The sequence below is a fragment of the Rhodococcus sp. IEGM 1351 genome (assembly GCF_030056875.1).
In the GTDB taxonomy this organism is placed as follows: Bacteria; Actinomycetota; Actinomycetes; order Mycobacteriales; family Mycobacteriaceae; genus Rhodococcus_F; species Rhodococcus_F opacus.
The window spans coordinates 252,745-265,257 of sequence record NZ_JASHKU010000002.1 but is presented as its reverse complement, the minus strand read 5'-3'; the positions used below and the strand labels follow the sequence as shown (position 1 = coordinate 265,257).

Here is a 12,513-nt window from a genome sequence, read left to right as displayed (position 1 = left end):
CGGTCGGCTGCCGCTCACCTCGTCTCACTCCTCGGTGAGTTCCATGAGCTGTTCGGCGGCGGTGATGTTGCCGTTGTCGGCGAGGCGGCGAAGTTCGTTCATGTCGCCGAGTTCGGTAGCGACTTCGATGAGCTGGTCGGCCGCGTCGGAGCTGCCGTTGTCGGCGAGGCGCCGGAGCTCGTCCATGTCACCCCGCTCGCCGGCGAGCTCGATCAGGATGTCCACCGCTGTGGCGTCACCGTTCTCGGCGCGCTCGCGCAGGACGGACAGGTCGGATTCAGTCATGATGTACTTCCTCTTCTCGATCGAGTTTCTTCGTGTGCCGATCCCGGAGCTCGTCGCGATGCGTGTGCCACTCGTCCAGCAGGGCGGGAAGTCGCTCGCTGAGGAAGTCGGCCAGCGCGACCATTTCCTCGAGTGGGGCGCGGCGTTCGGGTGGAGCGTCGGCCAGCAACGCCAATCCCTCCCGGAACAGCGCCGCATGCTCCCGGTGGAGGGCGGAATCGAAGTTCTGCGGTTGCTGACTCGCCGGGTCCAGGCTCACCCGGTCCACTCGCTCGCCGGCCACACGGGTTCGCCGCGCCATCCGATAGCCCTCGAGCAGCTTGACCGCCCCGGTGATGGCGCTCCGGCTCGCCAGCAACGCCTCGCCCAGTTCGTCGATCGTCTGTTGCGGCGGATCGCAGACGAACAGGTATCCCAGCAGCCGTCCCGCCATCGGCGGGAATCCGTACTGGCGCGCGTAGAAGCGGCCGACATGGTCGGCGAAGATCAGCTGTGTGTCGGACGGCACAGTATCGAAGATAGCAGTTCTGACTGAAATGACACAGATTTGTGTCATTTCAGTTCGGCTGCGGTGCTGCGACAGGTTTCGTCGAGTTAACCTGTTCATCGCCCGGAGCTCCGCCTGCAGTGGCATATTCCTGACATGCCCAGGTACAAGGTGACGCTGCGGAACGGCACGTCGAGCGACAGGACCTTCGAATCAGACTTCCAGGCCGTCAACGAGACGCACCGGCCCACCGAATCCGGGGCGGGCATCGTGAAGATCGACCGCTACGAGGAGGACGGGGAAGTGACTGGCGTCTGGTCCGCGCCCGCCACGAGCCGCACGTCCCGCACGTAGCCCGTCAGGTTGCGTCGCGCGAGACCGCGGAGCCGCGGCGATCGAGCTCGGCCTCGAATGCTCTGATCCGGCTCGTGACTCCGCGGACCGTTTCGCAGCCGTAGTCGTTCGCGATCGACTCCCCGAGCAGGGCTCGGTGCTCATCCAGCCGGGCGAGCAGTTCGTCGTCGCCGAGCTTCGTCAGGTCGCTGCACACCTCTCGATCGTCCCAGGCTCAGTCGGCGAAACCAATGCCTCACACGAATGTCCACCGGACGCGCAGAACCCCGCCGGGCCACGTGGGTGTGTTGAGTCAGCACCGAAGATGTGAGCAGGGCGGGGCCGTGCGCCGCCCTGAATGGGGGGAACGAGGCGGCATTTACCATGGTAGGCGCAGGAAAGGGCGCTTGGCGAGATACTCAGCAGAGTTTCAGGAATCCGACATTCCGACCGGAACGGGTGCGCGTTCGCAGCTGCCGACGGATTGGTGAGACGCACACGCTATTGCGCGGGTTTCCGGCGAATCGGTGCGCAATTGTCCACCCGGTTAGCGCGCGCGAGTGCCCGGACCCACGGTGTCGTAGGCCTCGGCGAGGAGCGCGGCTAGCGTGTCGTCGAGCTGATCGTCGGAGGTGATCGTCAATCGGTGCGTGATCACCGTCTTCGTGGTGGGAAACGCCTCGCGCAGCTGGGGGTGATGGACGCGCCGGCGCAGGTCGAGGGCGATCTCGAGCCGCGACGAATAGATGAACGCGGCAGCGAAGACGCGGGCACGAGCCCACGCGATCTCCGTCCGGTGGACTCGCTCGTCCACCTCCCCGCACGCGAGAACGAGGTCACGGAACTGCAGTAGGCGCTCGGTGGCGTCCGGGTCCTTGCCTGCCAGGTACTCGTCGATCGCGGCACTCATGGGACGCTCCTTTACATCGCCTGCAACGTTAGTTGATACAAATATCGGCGTGCATCGAACCTCCCGTCCCGCCACCGCGCGTGCTGCCGGACTGCTTCTCGGCTTCGCCGCCGACCGTGTGTTCGCCGATCCTGCCCGGTGGCATCCCGTGGCCGGATTCGGCCGCACGGCAATGGCATTGGAGAAGGCGACGTACCGCGACTCCCGGTCGGCCGGGATCCTGCACGTGGCCGTCCTGGTCGGCGGAGCGGCGGGTCTGGGGGTCGCCGCGACGCAGGTGGCGCGGCGCGGGGGATGGGCAGGCGAGGCGGCCGGAACGGCCGCCGCGACGTGGGCCGTGCTCGGCGGAACGTCGCTCGGACGGACCGGATCGACCATGGCCGCACACCTGGAGGCGGACGATCTTGCCGCCGCCCGCTCCCTGCTGCCGTCGCTGTGCGGTCGCGACCCCAGCGTGCTCGGCGTCGACGGGCTCACGCGGGCGACGCTGGAGTCGGTGGCCGAGAACACGTCCGACTCGGCGGTCGGGGCATTCGTGTGGGGCGCGGTGGCAGGCATCCCCGGACTGTTCGTCTACCGGGCGTCCAACACCCTGGACGCGATGGTCGGGTACCGCTCGCCGAAGTACCGCAACTTCGGCTGGGCGGCGGCCCGGTGGGACGACGTCCTCAACCTGCTGCCCGCCCGCCTGACGGGTGCGCTGACCGTCGCGGCCGCACCGACGGTCGGCGGGTCGCCGAACGAGGCGTGGGAGGCGTGGCGACGCGACGCGTCCCAGCACCCCAGCCCCAACGCGGGCGTCGCGGAGGCCAGCGCGGCGGGCGCACTCGGGATCTCACTGGGCGGGCGCACCGAATACGCGCACGGCGTCGAGATGCGACCCGTCCTCGGCTCCGGGGCGTCGCCCCGGCCCGTCGACCTCGACCGTGCGGTGAAGCTGTCCGCCGCGGTGCAGGGCGGCGCGGCGCTGGTGTCAGCGGCCCTTGCCGTAGCGGTCGGCCAGCTTCGCTTCCGCCGCCGTCCGAGGAGTTGATTCCACCGGCTTGCTTCGGGTGAACGGCTTCTTCCGGGCCACCGGTGCGGGAGCCGGAGCGGAGGCCTCGGAGGTCTTCGCGGACTTCTCCTTGCGGCGTTCGCGCCACTCCGCGCGGATGAAGTAGGCCAGGCCGAGTGGGGCCATGATGCCGAACGCCAGCCACTGCAAGCCGTACGACAGGTACGGGCCCGCGTCGAGTTGCGGGAGCGGGATGGTCCCGAGGCCGCCGGGCTGATCGGGTTCGAGTTGCACGTACGCGTCGACGAGGTCGGTGCCGATGAAACCGCCGATCTGACCCGCGTCGATGTAATACACCTGGCGGAGCCCGTTCTCGTCGATCGGCTCCTTGCCGGCGATGGTGCCCTCCGACTTGCGGACGCGACCGTCGAGCGTCACCGGCCCGGCCGGTGGCGGATCCACCGGCGGCGGCTCGGTTCCCTGGACCGGTCGGACGTAGCCGCGGTTGACCAGGATCGTGCGACCGTCCGTCAGTTGCAGCGGGGTCAGGACCTCGTAGGCGGGCTGCGATTCGATGGACCGCAACCGGACCAGCAGGTCACTGTTCTGGACGTAGGACCCGGTCGCGGTGACGCGGCGCCACTCGTCGTCCGGATTCGGGGCCGCGCCGGACAGCAGGGTCTCCAGCGGAACGGGGTCGGCGTCGACCGAGTCGGCGATCAGCTGGTTCCGGTGCTCCGTCGACGTGTTCTTGCCGAGCTGCCACGGCGCGAGCACGTAGAAACACATGAATGCGAATCCGGCGACCACCAAGGCCAACACCAACCAGCCGGGTCGCAACAGAAATCTCAGCCTTCGCACGCCTCCACGGTAGCCGCTCGCAGGTGGGGACCCTGATCGTGGGTTACCGGCTGCGCACCCAGTCGAGCAACCCGGGCACCGCGGCCTCGATCTGCAGGCGGACCCGTTCGAAGTCCTCGAGGTCGCCGTAGAAGGGGTCGGGGACGGACGACGTGTCCGCGTCCGGGTCGAAGCTGCGCAGCAACCGGCGGCGTTCGTCGGGCACCCCCATGTGGGCAAGCTCACGGTCATGGTTGGCCGCCAGTGCGACCACCAGATCGGCGCCGAGATGGAACGGTCCGACCTCCGCGGCCGTGTGGCCCGTCGGGTACCCGTTCAGCTTCAGGGTCTCGGTGGTGCGGATGTCGGCCTCGCGGCCGACGTGCCAGCCGTGGGTCCCGGCGCTGCTCACCATCACCCGGTCGTCGAGGGCTTCCCGGCGGAGGTGTTCGGCGAAGATCTTCTCAGCCATGGGGGAGCGGCAGATGTTGCCGGTGCACACGAACGTCACGTGCAGCGGGGTGTCAGGCTGCGGCATCGAGCAGCTTCCCGAGGTGGGCGACGGTCTCCGCCGTCGTGTGCGCGCGCTCGGCCTCGGCCGGGAAACCGTAACCCCACTCGACGAACACCGCGGGGATACCCCAGTGCGCGGCACCGAGGACGTCGTGGTCACGGTCGCCGACCATCAGGACGTCGGGGGTGGCGCCCTCGGCGGCGGCGACTCCCAGGTTCCGGAGGGAGTGGGCGATCACGTCCGACTTGGCGCGGCGACTGCCGTCGTCGCTGGCGCCGCCGATGAACTCGAAGTAGTGGGCCAGCTCGAAGTGTTCGAGGATGCGGATCGCGAACCGTTCGGACTTCGACGTGGCGACGGCGAGCCGTCGGCCGCTGTCGCGGGCGTCGATCAGCACCTTCTCGATGCCGTCGAAGACGGCATTCTCCGCCCACCCCACGCTGTCGTAGCGCTCGAAGTAGGCCGCGATCGCCTGCTGCACGACGTCTTCGTCCAGCCCCATCGACCGGAACGTGTCGATCATCGGCGGGCCGATGACGGCGTCGATCATCTCGTCGGTCGGTTCCGGCTGCCCGATCGTCGCGAGCGCATGACGGAACCCGGCGTGAATGCCGGGCGCGGAGTCGGTGAGCGTGCCGTCGAGATCGAACAGCACGATCGGAGCCGACAGGGCCGAAGGGGCGGAGGACGGGGAGGTGGAGAGAGATGTCACCGGACCATTGTCCCTTAGGCTCGACGGTTGTGGACATTCGTGCCGGTAGCCGGGAGAGCCTGCGTCACCACGGAGACGTGGATGCGGGGCCCGGTCTCCTCGATTTCGCAGTGAACGTGCAGGGCGACGGGCCCCCGGAATGGCTGCGACTGCGCCTCGCGGACGCGTTGCCGCGCCTGGGCTCCTATCCCACCGTCGGGGCCGATCGCGTCGCCCGGACCGCCGTCGCCGCCCGGCACGGCCGCTCGCCCGAGGAGGTGCTGCTCCTCTCGGGTGGGGCCGAGGGCTTCTCCCTGCTCCCGCGGCTCGGGGTCCGGGAGGCGGCACTGATCCATCCGTCGTTCACGGAACCGGAGTGGGCCCTGCGGGAGGCGAACGTGCCCGTCACGCAGGTGCTCCTCGACGACCCGTACGTCCTGGATGCCGCCGCGGTCCCCGACTCCGCCGACCTGGTGGTGATCGGCAACCCGACCAACCCCACCTCCGTGCTGCACCCGGCGGAGGAGATCCTGCGGCTGCGCCGGCCCGGCCGGATCGTCGTGGTCGACGAGGCGTTCGCCGACGCGGTGCCGGGTGAGGTCGAGTCGCTCGCCGGTCGTTCGCTGCCCGACGTACTGGTGCTGCGCAGCCTCACCAAGACGTGGGCACTGGCCGGGCTGCGCTGCGGATACGCGCTCGGCTCCCCGGAGATCCTCGAACGCCTGCAGGTGGGGCGGGCGCACTGGCCACTGGGAAGCCTGCAGGTGGAGGCGATCGCCGCATGCAGCGAACCGGACGCCGTCGCCGCCGCCCGGGAGCACGCCGTCGTGCTGGGTGCGTGGCGGGACTACCTGATCCGGCGGCTGAACGAGATCGGCGTCGCGGTGCACCAGCCCGCCGTCGCACCGTTCCTGCTGCTCCGACTGCCGGACGGCGAACTCGTGCGGAAGCAACTGCGCGAGCGGGGCATCGCCGTGCGGCGGTGCGACACGTTCCCCGGACTCGGTCCCGACTTCCTCCGGGTCGCGGTGCGACCCCGTGAGCAGACCGATGTCCTGATCGACGCGATGAAGGAGATCCTGTGAATCCGGTGCGTCTCGCCGACGTGATCGCGACCCTGGATGCGGCGTACCCGCCCGCCCTCGCTGAATCGTGGGACTCCGTCGGACTCGTGTGCGGCGACCCCGACGACACGGTGACGACGGTGACGATCGCGGTCGATCCGACCGCCGCCGTCGTCGACGAGGCGATCGACGCCGGCGCCGACCTTCTCCTCGTCCACCACCCACTGCTGCTGCGCGGCGTCGACACCGTCGGCGCCCACACGCCGAAGGGCGCACTCGTCCACAAGCTGATCAAGACCGGATGCGCCCTGTTCACCGCGCACACCAACGCCGACTCCGCGGACCCCGGCGTCTCCGACGCCCTGGCCGCGGCACTCGGACTCACCGTCACCGGACCGATCGACCCGCACCCCACCGAGAACCTGGACAAGTGGGTCGTCCTGGTCCCGGCCGGCGACGCCGATACGGTGCGGCGCGCCCTGTTCGACGCGGGCGCCGGGCACATCGGCAACTACCGCGACTGCAGTTGGTCCGTCACCGGGCAGGGCCAGTTCCTCCCGACCGACGGTGCGAACCCCACCCTCGGCGCGGTCGGTGCGCTCGAACGTGTCGAGGAGAGCCGGGTGGAGGTGATCGCTCCGCGCGGCATCCGGCAGAACGTGCTCGCCGCGATGCGCGCCGCCCACCCGTACGAGGAGGTCGCGTTCGACGTGTTCGAGATGGCGACGTTCCCCGGACCCCGCGGACTCGGGCGGGTCGGGGAGCTGCCCGACCCGCTGTCGCTGCGGGACTTCACCGACCGGGTGGCGGACGCGCTGCCCGCCACGACGTGGGGCGTGCGGGCCGCGGGCGACCCCGAAGCGACGATCCGCACCGTCGCGGTGTGCGGCGGCTCCGGCGACTCGTACCTCGACGCCGTCTCCCGACTCGGCGTGGACGCCTACGTCACCGCCGATCTGCGACACCACCCGGCGGACGAGCACCTGCGCGCCGGGGGGCCGGCCCTGATCGACGTCGCGCACTGGGCGAGCGAGCAGCCGTGGTGTGACCAGGCCAAGGGCGTCCTCGACACCGCGTTCGGCCATACACCGGATTGGCAGGTTCGGGTGTCGGCCGTACGGACCGATCCGTGGTCGGTCAGCGCGTCGCCGTCGTAGCGCCGTCCGGCCGAAACCGGTGATCCGCCGGGGTACGGTTGACACCCAGCAATCTGCACACAAGAACCCTTCACAGAAGACAGCAGGAGTTACCACGCGTGAACGTCGAACCACAGGTGCAGTCCAAGCTTCTCGACCTCGCCGGCGTCGATGCGGAGCTGTCGAGGATCGCCCACCGACGCACCGCGCTTCCGGAGCGTCAGGAAGTCGAGCGGCTCGAGGCGGAGCGCGTCACCCGTAAGGACGCGGCGGTGGCCGTCGAAATCGTCCTCGACGATCTCGACCGCGACATCCGCAAGCTCGAAGGTGAGGTCGACGCCGTCCGTCAGCGCGAGGACCGCGACCGCACGCTGCTCCAGAGCGGAACGGTCGGATCGAAGCAGCTCACCGAACTCGAACACGAACTCGGCAGCCTCGTCCGCCGTCAGGGACTGCTCGAGGACGAATTGCTCGAGGTGATGGAACGGCGCGAGGCGTCGCAGTCCGACCACGACCACGCCGGTGCGCAGTTGTCGCAGATCGAGGAAGACCTCATCGACGCCGCCCGCCGCCGGGACGACGCCGTCGCGGATCTGGACGCCGCCGAGCAGCGCTGCATCCGCGACCGCACAGCGCTGGCCGACCAGTTCCCCGCCGACCTGATCGCCGTCTACGAGAAGCAGCGCAGCCAGAACGGTGTCGGAGCGGCGCTGCTGCAGGCCCGGCGCTGCGGAGCGTGCCGCATCGAACTCGACCGCGGCGAGATCTCCCGCATCACCGCCACCGCACCCGACGTCGTGGTGCGCTGCTCGGAATGCGGCGCGATCCTGGTGCGCACGAAGGAGTCGGGTCTGTGAGTGCCGGTCGGGTCGTCGTCGAGGCCGACGGTGGTTCGCGCGGCAATCCCGGACCCGCCGGCTACGGCGCCGTGGTGTTCGACGCCACCCACGGCACCGTTCTCGCGGAACGCAAGGAGAGCCTCGGGATCGCCACCAACAACGTCGCCGAGTACCGGGGCCTGATCGCCGGTCTCGACGCCGCCGCCGAACTCGGCGCGTCCGAGGTGGACGTGCGGATGGACTCCAAACTGGTGGTCGAGCAGATGTCCGGGCGCTGGAAGGTGAAGCACCCGGACATGATTCCGCTGCAGCGCCAGGCGTCCACACTCGCCCGGCAGTTCGATTCTGTGACGTACACCTGGATTCCGCGGGCGGAGAACGCGCACGCCGACCGCCTCGCCAACGAAGCCATGGACGGCGCCGCCGGCGATTCCGACGCCGAACCGGAACCGGCTGCCGTCCAGCCGGAGAAGGCCACCCCCACGGCACCCGGCTGGATGGACACGACGGACGCCCCGACCCGGATGCTGCTGCTCCGGCACGGGCAGACCGCGCTGTCCGTCGACCGGCGGTACTCGGGTCGCGGGAACCCGGCCCTCACCGAGATCGGGCAGGCCCAGGCGAACGGCGCGGCCGCTCGCCTTGCAGGCAACAGCGGAATCGCGGCCGTGGTGTCGTCCCCGCTGGGACGCGCGCAGCAGACCGCGACGGCGGCGGCGAAGGTGCTCGGACTCCCGGTCACCGTGCACGAGGGCCTCACCGAAACCAACTTCGGCGAGTGGGAGGGCCTCACGTTCCGGGAAGCTGCCGAGCGTGACCCCGAACTGCACCGCAAGTGGTTGTCGGACACGTCGGTGTGCCCGCCCGCGGGGGAGAGCTTCGACGAGGTGCGGGAGCGCATCCTGAAGGTCCGCGACGACCTCACCGCCTCCTACGCCGGCTCCACGATCCTCGTGGTCACCCACGTGACCCCCATCAAGACCCTGTTGCAGTTGGCGCTCGACGCGGGACCGTCCCTGCTGTACAAGCTGCATCTGGATCTGGCGTCGCTGAGCGTCGCCGAGTTCTATCCCGACGGCGGCTCGTCCGTCCGCCTGGTCAACGACACCTCCCACCTGTGAGTACTTGTTAACCGCGGGCGGTTAACAAGTACTCACAGGCCCAGAGGGCAACGACCGCGGCGAGCAGGGTCAACGGCGTGGTCACCAGCGCGAGAAGCGTGAACGTCCGGAGATCTGCGGGAGATCCGGCGCGCGCGGCGACGCGCCGCCACAGCATGATCGCCAGCGACCCCACGTACGTGAGGTTGGGGCCGAGGTTCACACCGAGCAGCATCGCCAGCACGAGTCCGGTCGGAGCGTGCGGTCCGAGCGCTGCCAGCAGGAGCAGCGTGGCGGGGAGGTTGTTCACCAGGTTCGCGGCGACCGCGGCGACGACGGCCATCGTGAGCAACGCCGTGAACGACGTGTCGGTCGGCAGTCGCGTGGCGATCCATTCGCCGATCGGACCGTTCGCGACCCCGGCCACGACGACGCCGAGGATCAGGACGAACCCGCAGAACCACACGTCGATCGAATACACGATCCGGCCCACGCTGGTCCGGCCGTCGCGCAGGGCGACGACGCCCAGCACGATCGCCCCCGCCGCGGCCACCCACGCCGGTGCGACCCCGACGAAGCCGGACACCGCGAACCCCAGGAGTGTGGCCGCGATGATCGACAGTGCGACTACCGGCGCCGGCGGGTCACGTTTCGGCTCCGGCTCGGCTTCGGGCCGGACGAGGTGCCGCCGGAAGAACACTCGGAACAGGATCAATTCGACGAGGATCGCCACGGCCCACGGCAGCGCCATCACGGCGGTGAAATGCAGGAAGCTCAACCCGGTCGCCGAGAACGCGATGAGGTTCGTCAGGTTGGAGACGGGCAGCAGGGTCGACGCGGTGTTCGACAGGTGCGCGGTGGCATACGAATGGGGGCGCGGATCCATCCGCAGCGAGCGGGCGGTGGCGATCACCGCCGGTGTCAGCAGGACCACCGTGGCATCGAGGCTCAGGACCGCGGTGGTCAGCGCCGCCGCCGCGAACACGAGAGTCAGCAACCTCTTTGGATCCCCCCGCGCCCCGCGCCGCAACCGGCCCGCGATCCAGGTGAACACCCCCATGGCGTCCGCGAGGTGCGCAAGGACGAGGATCGCCGCCAGGAACCCGACGGTCGGGGCCATCTCCGACACTTCGTCCCAGGCCTCCGCCGGCGTCACCAGACCGGTGGCGAGGACGACGACCGCGGCCGGTGCGGCCGCGACGATCTCGGGCAGCCTCCGTGGACGCACGACCGCGAAGACGAGGACTCCGGCGACGAGCGCCACCGCCAGAACTGTCACCGACGGGTCACTTCAGGAGTTTGTGGAGGGTGCGCAGATTCCGGGTCGTGGTGAACGCTTTGAGCTTGGGAGCGCCGGTGCTCTTGCCGAACCTGCTCTTGAGCGTCATACCCCGTTCGACTTCCCAGTACAGGACGCCGTCGCCGGCCTGCACTCGTTCGACCTCCGGATCCAGCTCGCCCCCGATGCTCAGAAGGGTGTCCAGGACCTCGGGTTCGGGCGTCACCAGCACGTACGGGTGCCAGCCTTCTCGCTCGGGGTCGAACGGGTAGTCGTCGACGATCTGTCGAACCGTGTCGAGGTCGAGGACGAAAACCCAGGCTTCGTAGTGGAATTCGGCACGCAGCCCGGATTCGATCTCACTCTTCAGTGCGGGGACGTCGTCACGGTCGGAATCGAACAGCACGTTGCCCGACGCGAGGACGGTCTTCACGTTCTCGAATCCCAGATCGACGAAGGTGCTGCGGAGGTCGGCCATCTTGATGTTGATGCCGCCCACATTGATGCCGCGCAGGAGGGCGGCGTATCGGGTCATGATCAGACCATAGTGCGGCGGCATGACACGTTCGCGCGAACTGTAGGCTGATCGGGCGGACGAGTTGGCCGGGCGACCGCGGCACAGGGAACCAGCACATCAGTGCACAGGCCCTGAGTCGAGGAAAGTCCGGACTCCACAGAGCAGGGCGGTTGTTAACGGCAACCCGAGGTGACTCGCGGGACAGTGCCACAGAAAACAGACCGCCGACGCCACATCCTCCGGGGTGAGGCGTCGGTCAGGGTGAAACGGTGCGGTAAGAGCGCACCAGCACCCCGGGTGACCGGGGTGGCTAGGTAAACCCCGCCCGGAGCAAGGTTGAAGGCCGCACCGGATCCTCCGGGTCCCGGTGCGGCTGCGCAGGTGTCCGAGGGCTGCTCGCCCGAGCCTGCGGGTGAACCGCTCGAGGTACCCGGCGACGGTGTGCCCAGATGGATGGTCGCCACCCGGCGCTTCGGCGCTCGGGGACAGGATCCGGCTTACACGCCAACTCGTCCGCCTCACCCGTGCGCCGGTCGGCGAGGTCTCGATCCTGACTGGCGAGTAACAAACAGACCGGTTAGCATCTTTCCCGCAACGGCCCGACTGACCCGAATCGGGGTCGATGCCGGGGCCCATCGCCCACGTCCGTGGGCGATGGGGCCCCTCTATCGGCGGCAGTAGATGTTACTCGTGATAGCGGTAACATCTGTCCATGGACTTGCCCCACGACATCGCCGGCTCCGGCCCCACCCTGATACTCGTGCACGGGGTGGTGCATCGCCGGCAGGCCTGGAACGCCCTGCTGGACCAGTTGACGCCCTATCGCCGAGTGGTCACCGTCGACCTTCCGGGACACGGAGAATCGGCGGCACTCGAAGACGGCCCGGACATGATGGATCAACTCCTCGAGGAACTGAGCGGGTTCGTCCGCTCGGTGACGCCGCCCGGCGAACGGCCCCACGTCGCCGGAAACTCGCTCGGAGGCTGGCTGTCCCTCGCGCTGGCGGCCAGGGGCGAGGTCGCCTCGGCCACGGCGCTCTCACCGGCCGGCTTCTTCGTCAACCACGCCGATCAGGCCCGCACCATCTACACGTTCCGGGCCCTGCGCGGACTCGCCCGGGCAATGGGTCCGAACGCTCCGAAGGCTTTGCGATACAAGGCTGTCCGCTATCCCTCGCTTGCCGCCTTCTTCGCACGGCCCAGCCGGGTGCCGTACGAGGATGCCGTGGTCGACGCGCACTCGCTCACCACCAACGCCCTGGTCGACAAGGGGGTGACGGCCTCGTTCGATCTTCCGCCGGTCGTCGACGCGACGGTTCCGGTCACCGTGGCGTGGGGGCGCCGCGACCTGATTCTGCCGGTGTATCAGGCACGGCGGGTGCGCCGATTCCTCCCGCAGGCGCGGATACTGGTCCTGCCCGGCATCGGGCACGTCCCGATGACCGACGACCCGAATCTGATCAGCACGATTCTGCTCGGCGGCAGCTCGGCGACTTCCGGCGATTCCCGGAACTGACCTCGGCC

16 protein-coding genes and 1 other RNA gene are annotated in these 12,513 nt (G+C 69.2%); 8 read left to right on the top strand and 9 right to left on the bottom strand.

All coding sequences use genetic code 11. The features are described from left to right. Nucleotides 1-24 precede the first annotated feature (24 nt). A complete protein-coding gene (locus tag QM806_RS04235; RefSeq protein WP_005247825.1) occupies nucleotides 25-285 on the bottom strand; it encodes a hypothetical protein in 261 nt (86 codons plus the stop codon). Then, nucleotides 278-793, bottom strand: coding sequence for a GbsR/MarR family transcriptional regulator (locus tag QM806_RS04230; RefSeq protein ID WP_005567698.1), 516 nt, complete (start codon nucleotides 791-793; stop codon nucleotides 278-280). Before QM806_RS04230 ends, QM806_RS04235 begins: the two co-directional genes overlap by 8 nt. A gap of 135 nt (nucleotides 794-928) precedes the next feature. Between QM806_RS04230 and QM806_RS04225 the strand changes: the two genes are divergently transcribed. Further along, the gene (locus QM806_RS04225) at nucleotides 929-1,126 is read left to right on the top strand and encodes a hypothetical protein (protein ID WP_169695265.1); all 198 of its coding nucleotides are present in this window, start codon (nucleotides 929-931) and stop codon (nucleotides 1,124-1,126) included. 4 nt (nucleotides 1,127-1,130) lie between these two features. Here QM806_RS04225 and QM806_RS04220 read toward each other — a convergent pair whose 3' ends face one another. Together QM806_RS04220 and QM806_RS04215 are read right to left on the bottom strand one after the other, a co-directional pair. Then, nucleotides 1,131-1,322 (bottom strand): hypothetical protein, encoded by a 192-nt coding sequence (locus tag QM806_RS04220; protein WP_054246366.1) that lies wholly within the window; start codon nucleotides 1,320-1,322, stop codon nucleotides 1,131-1,133. 330 nt (nucleotides 1,323-1,652) lie between these two features. Next, a complete protein-coding gene (locus QM806_RS04215; protein WP_005247817.1) occupies nucleotides 1,653-2,015 on the bottom strand; it encodes a DUF5655 domain-containing protein in 363 nt (120 codons plus the stop codon). Between the two features lie 49 nt (nucleotides 2,016-2,064). On the opposite strand from QM806_RS04215, the gene QM806_RS04210 reads away from it, so the two are divergent. Continuing rightward, on the top strand, nucleotides 2,065-3,048 hold the full coding sequence (locus tag QM806_RS04210) for a cobalamin biosynthesis protein (protein WP_005567694.1): 984 nt from the start codon (nucleotides 2,065-2,067) through the stop codon (nucleotides 3,046-3,048). Here QM806_RS04210 and QM806_RS04205 read toward each other — a convergent pair. From QM806_RS04205 to QM806_RS04195, 3 genes are read right to left on the bottom strand one after another with little or no spacing between them, the layout of a single operon-like run. Further along, nucleotides 2,989-3,870, bottom strand: coding sequence for an SURF1 family cytochrome oxidase biogenesis protein (locus tag QM806_RS04205; RefSeq protein ID WP_043790269.1), 882 nt, complete (start codon nucleotides 3,868-3,870; stop codon nucleotides 2,989-2,991). The two genes, QM806_RS04210 and QM806_RS04205, sit on opposite strands and share 60 nt — an antisense overlap. 43 nt (nucleotides 3,871-3,913) lie before the next feature. Next, nucleotides 3,914-4,387: a low molecular weight protein-tyrosine-phosphatase gene (locus QM806_RS04200; RefSeq protein WP_283290432.1), complete on the bottom strand. Its 474-nt coding sequence runs from the start codon at nucleotides 4,385-4,387 to the stop codon at nucleotides 3,914-3,916. Then, nucleotides 4,374-5,075, bottom strand: a complete 702-nt coding sequence (locus QM806_RS04195; protein WP_005567691.1) for an HAD-IA family hydrolase — start codon at nucleotides 5,073-5,075, stop codon at nucleotides 4,374-4,376. The genes QM806_RS04200 and QM806_RS04195 overlap by 14 nt, the downstream gene beginning before the upstream one ends. 29 nt (nucleotides 5,076-5,104) lie before the next feature. On the opposite strand from QM806_RS04195, the gene cobC reads away from it, so the two are divergent. The 4 genes from cobC (at nucleotide 5,105) to QM806_RS04175 (ending at nucleotide 9,214) form a co-directional block, all read left to right on the top strand. Continuing rightward, the gene (gene cobC / locus QM806_RS04190; protein WP_005567688.1) at nucleotides 5,105-6,139 is read left to right on the top strand and encodes an Rv2231c family histidinol phosphate aminotransferase CobC; all 1,035 of its coding nucleotides are present in this window, start codon (nucleotides 5,105-5,107) and stop codon (nucleotides 6,137-6,139) included. Further along, a complete protein-coding gene (locus tag QM806_RS04185) occupies nucleotides 6,136-7,275 on the top strand; it encodes a Nif3-like dinuclear metal center hexameric protein (protein ID WP_005567684.1) in 1,140 nt (379 codons plus the stop codon). The genes cobC and QM806_RS04185 overlap by 4 nt, the downstream gene beginning before the upstream one ends. A 98-nt stretch (nucleotides 7,276-7,373) precedes the next feature. Further along, nucleotides 7,374-8,111: a zinc ribbon domain-containing protein gene (locus QM806_RS04180; RefSeq protein ID WP_005254270.1), complete on the top strand. Its 738-nt coding sequence runs from the start codon at nucleotides 7,374-7,376 to the stop codon at nucleotides 8,109-8,111. Beyond that, nucleotides 8,108-9,214 (top strand): bifunctional RNase H/acid phosphatase, encoded by a 1,107-nt coding sequence (locus tag QM806_RS04175; RefSeq protein WP_133984452.1) that lies wholly within the window; start codon nucleotides 8,108-8,110, stop codon nucleotides 9,212-9,214. The genes QM806_RS04180 and QM806_RS04175 overlap by 4 nt, the downstream gene beginning before the upstream one ends. A 7-nt stretch (nucleotides 9,215-9,221) precedes the next feature. Here QM806_RS04175 and QM806_RS04170 read toward each other — a convergent pair whose 3' ends face one another. Together QM806_RS04170 and QM806_RS04165 are read right to left on the bottom strand one after the other, a co-directional pair. After that, complete coding sequence (locus QM806_RS04170; protein ID WP_043790267.1) at nucleotides 9,222-10,472, bottom strand: SLC13 family permease; 1,251 nt, start codon at nucleotides 10,470-10,472, stop codon at nucleotides 9,222-9,224. A gap of 7 nt (nucleotides 10,473-10,479) precedes the next feature. Next, entirely contained in the window at nucleotides 10,480-11,007 is a 528-nt protein-coding gene (locus QM806_RS04165; RefSeq protein WP_206033612.1) for a DUF1697 domain-containing protein, read from the bottom strand. A 60-nt stretch (nucleotides 11,008-11,067) separates the two neighbouring features. Here QM806_RS04165 and rnpB point away from each other — a divergent pair. Together rnpB and QM806_RS04155 are read left to right on the top strand one after the other, a co-directional pair. Continuing rightward, an RNA gene (gene rnpB, locus QM806_RS04160) (RNase P RNA component class A) lies at nucleotides 11,068-11,505 on the top strand. Nucleotides 11,506-11,701: 196 nt separating this feature from the next. Then, on the top strand, nucleotides 11,702-12,505 hold the full coding sequence (locus tag QM806_RS04155) for an alpha/beta fold hydrolase (protein ID WP_005254266.1): 804 nt from the start codon (nucleotides 11,702-11,704) through the stop codon (nucleotides 12,503-12,505). The last annotated feature ends 8 nt before the right edge of the window (nucleotides 12,506-12,513 follow it).

What these genes read in the sequence shown, in the direction of transcription:
- QM806_RS04215 (WP_005247817.1), bottom strand. Translation starts at nt 2,015, where the DNA reads ATGAGTGCCGCGATCGACGAGTACCTGGCAGGCAAGGACCCGGACGCC.
- QM806_RS04155 (WP_005254266.1), top strand. Translation starts at nt 11,702, where the DNA reads ATGGACTTGCCCCACGACATCGCCGGCTCCGGCCCCACCCTGATACTC.
- QM806_RS04235 (WP_005247825.1), bottom strand. Translation starts at nt 285, where the DNA reads ATGACTGAATCCGACCTGTCCGTCCTGCGCGAGCGCGCCGAGAACGGT.
- QM806_RS04225 (WP_169695265.1), top strand. Translation starts at nt 929, where the DNA reads ATGCCCAGGTACAAGGTGACGCTGCGGAACGGCACGTCGAGCGACAGG.
- QM806_RS04200 (WP_283290432.1), bottom strand. Translation starts at nt 4,387, where the DNA reads ATGCCGCAGCCTGACACCCCGCTGCACGTGACGTTCGTGTGCACCGGC.
- QM806_RS04165 (WP_206033612.1), bottom strand. Translation starts at nt 11,007, where the DNA reads ATGACCCGATACGCCGCCCTCCTGCGCGGCATCAATGTGGGCGGCATC.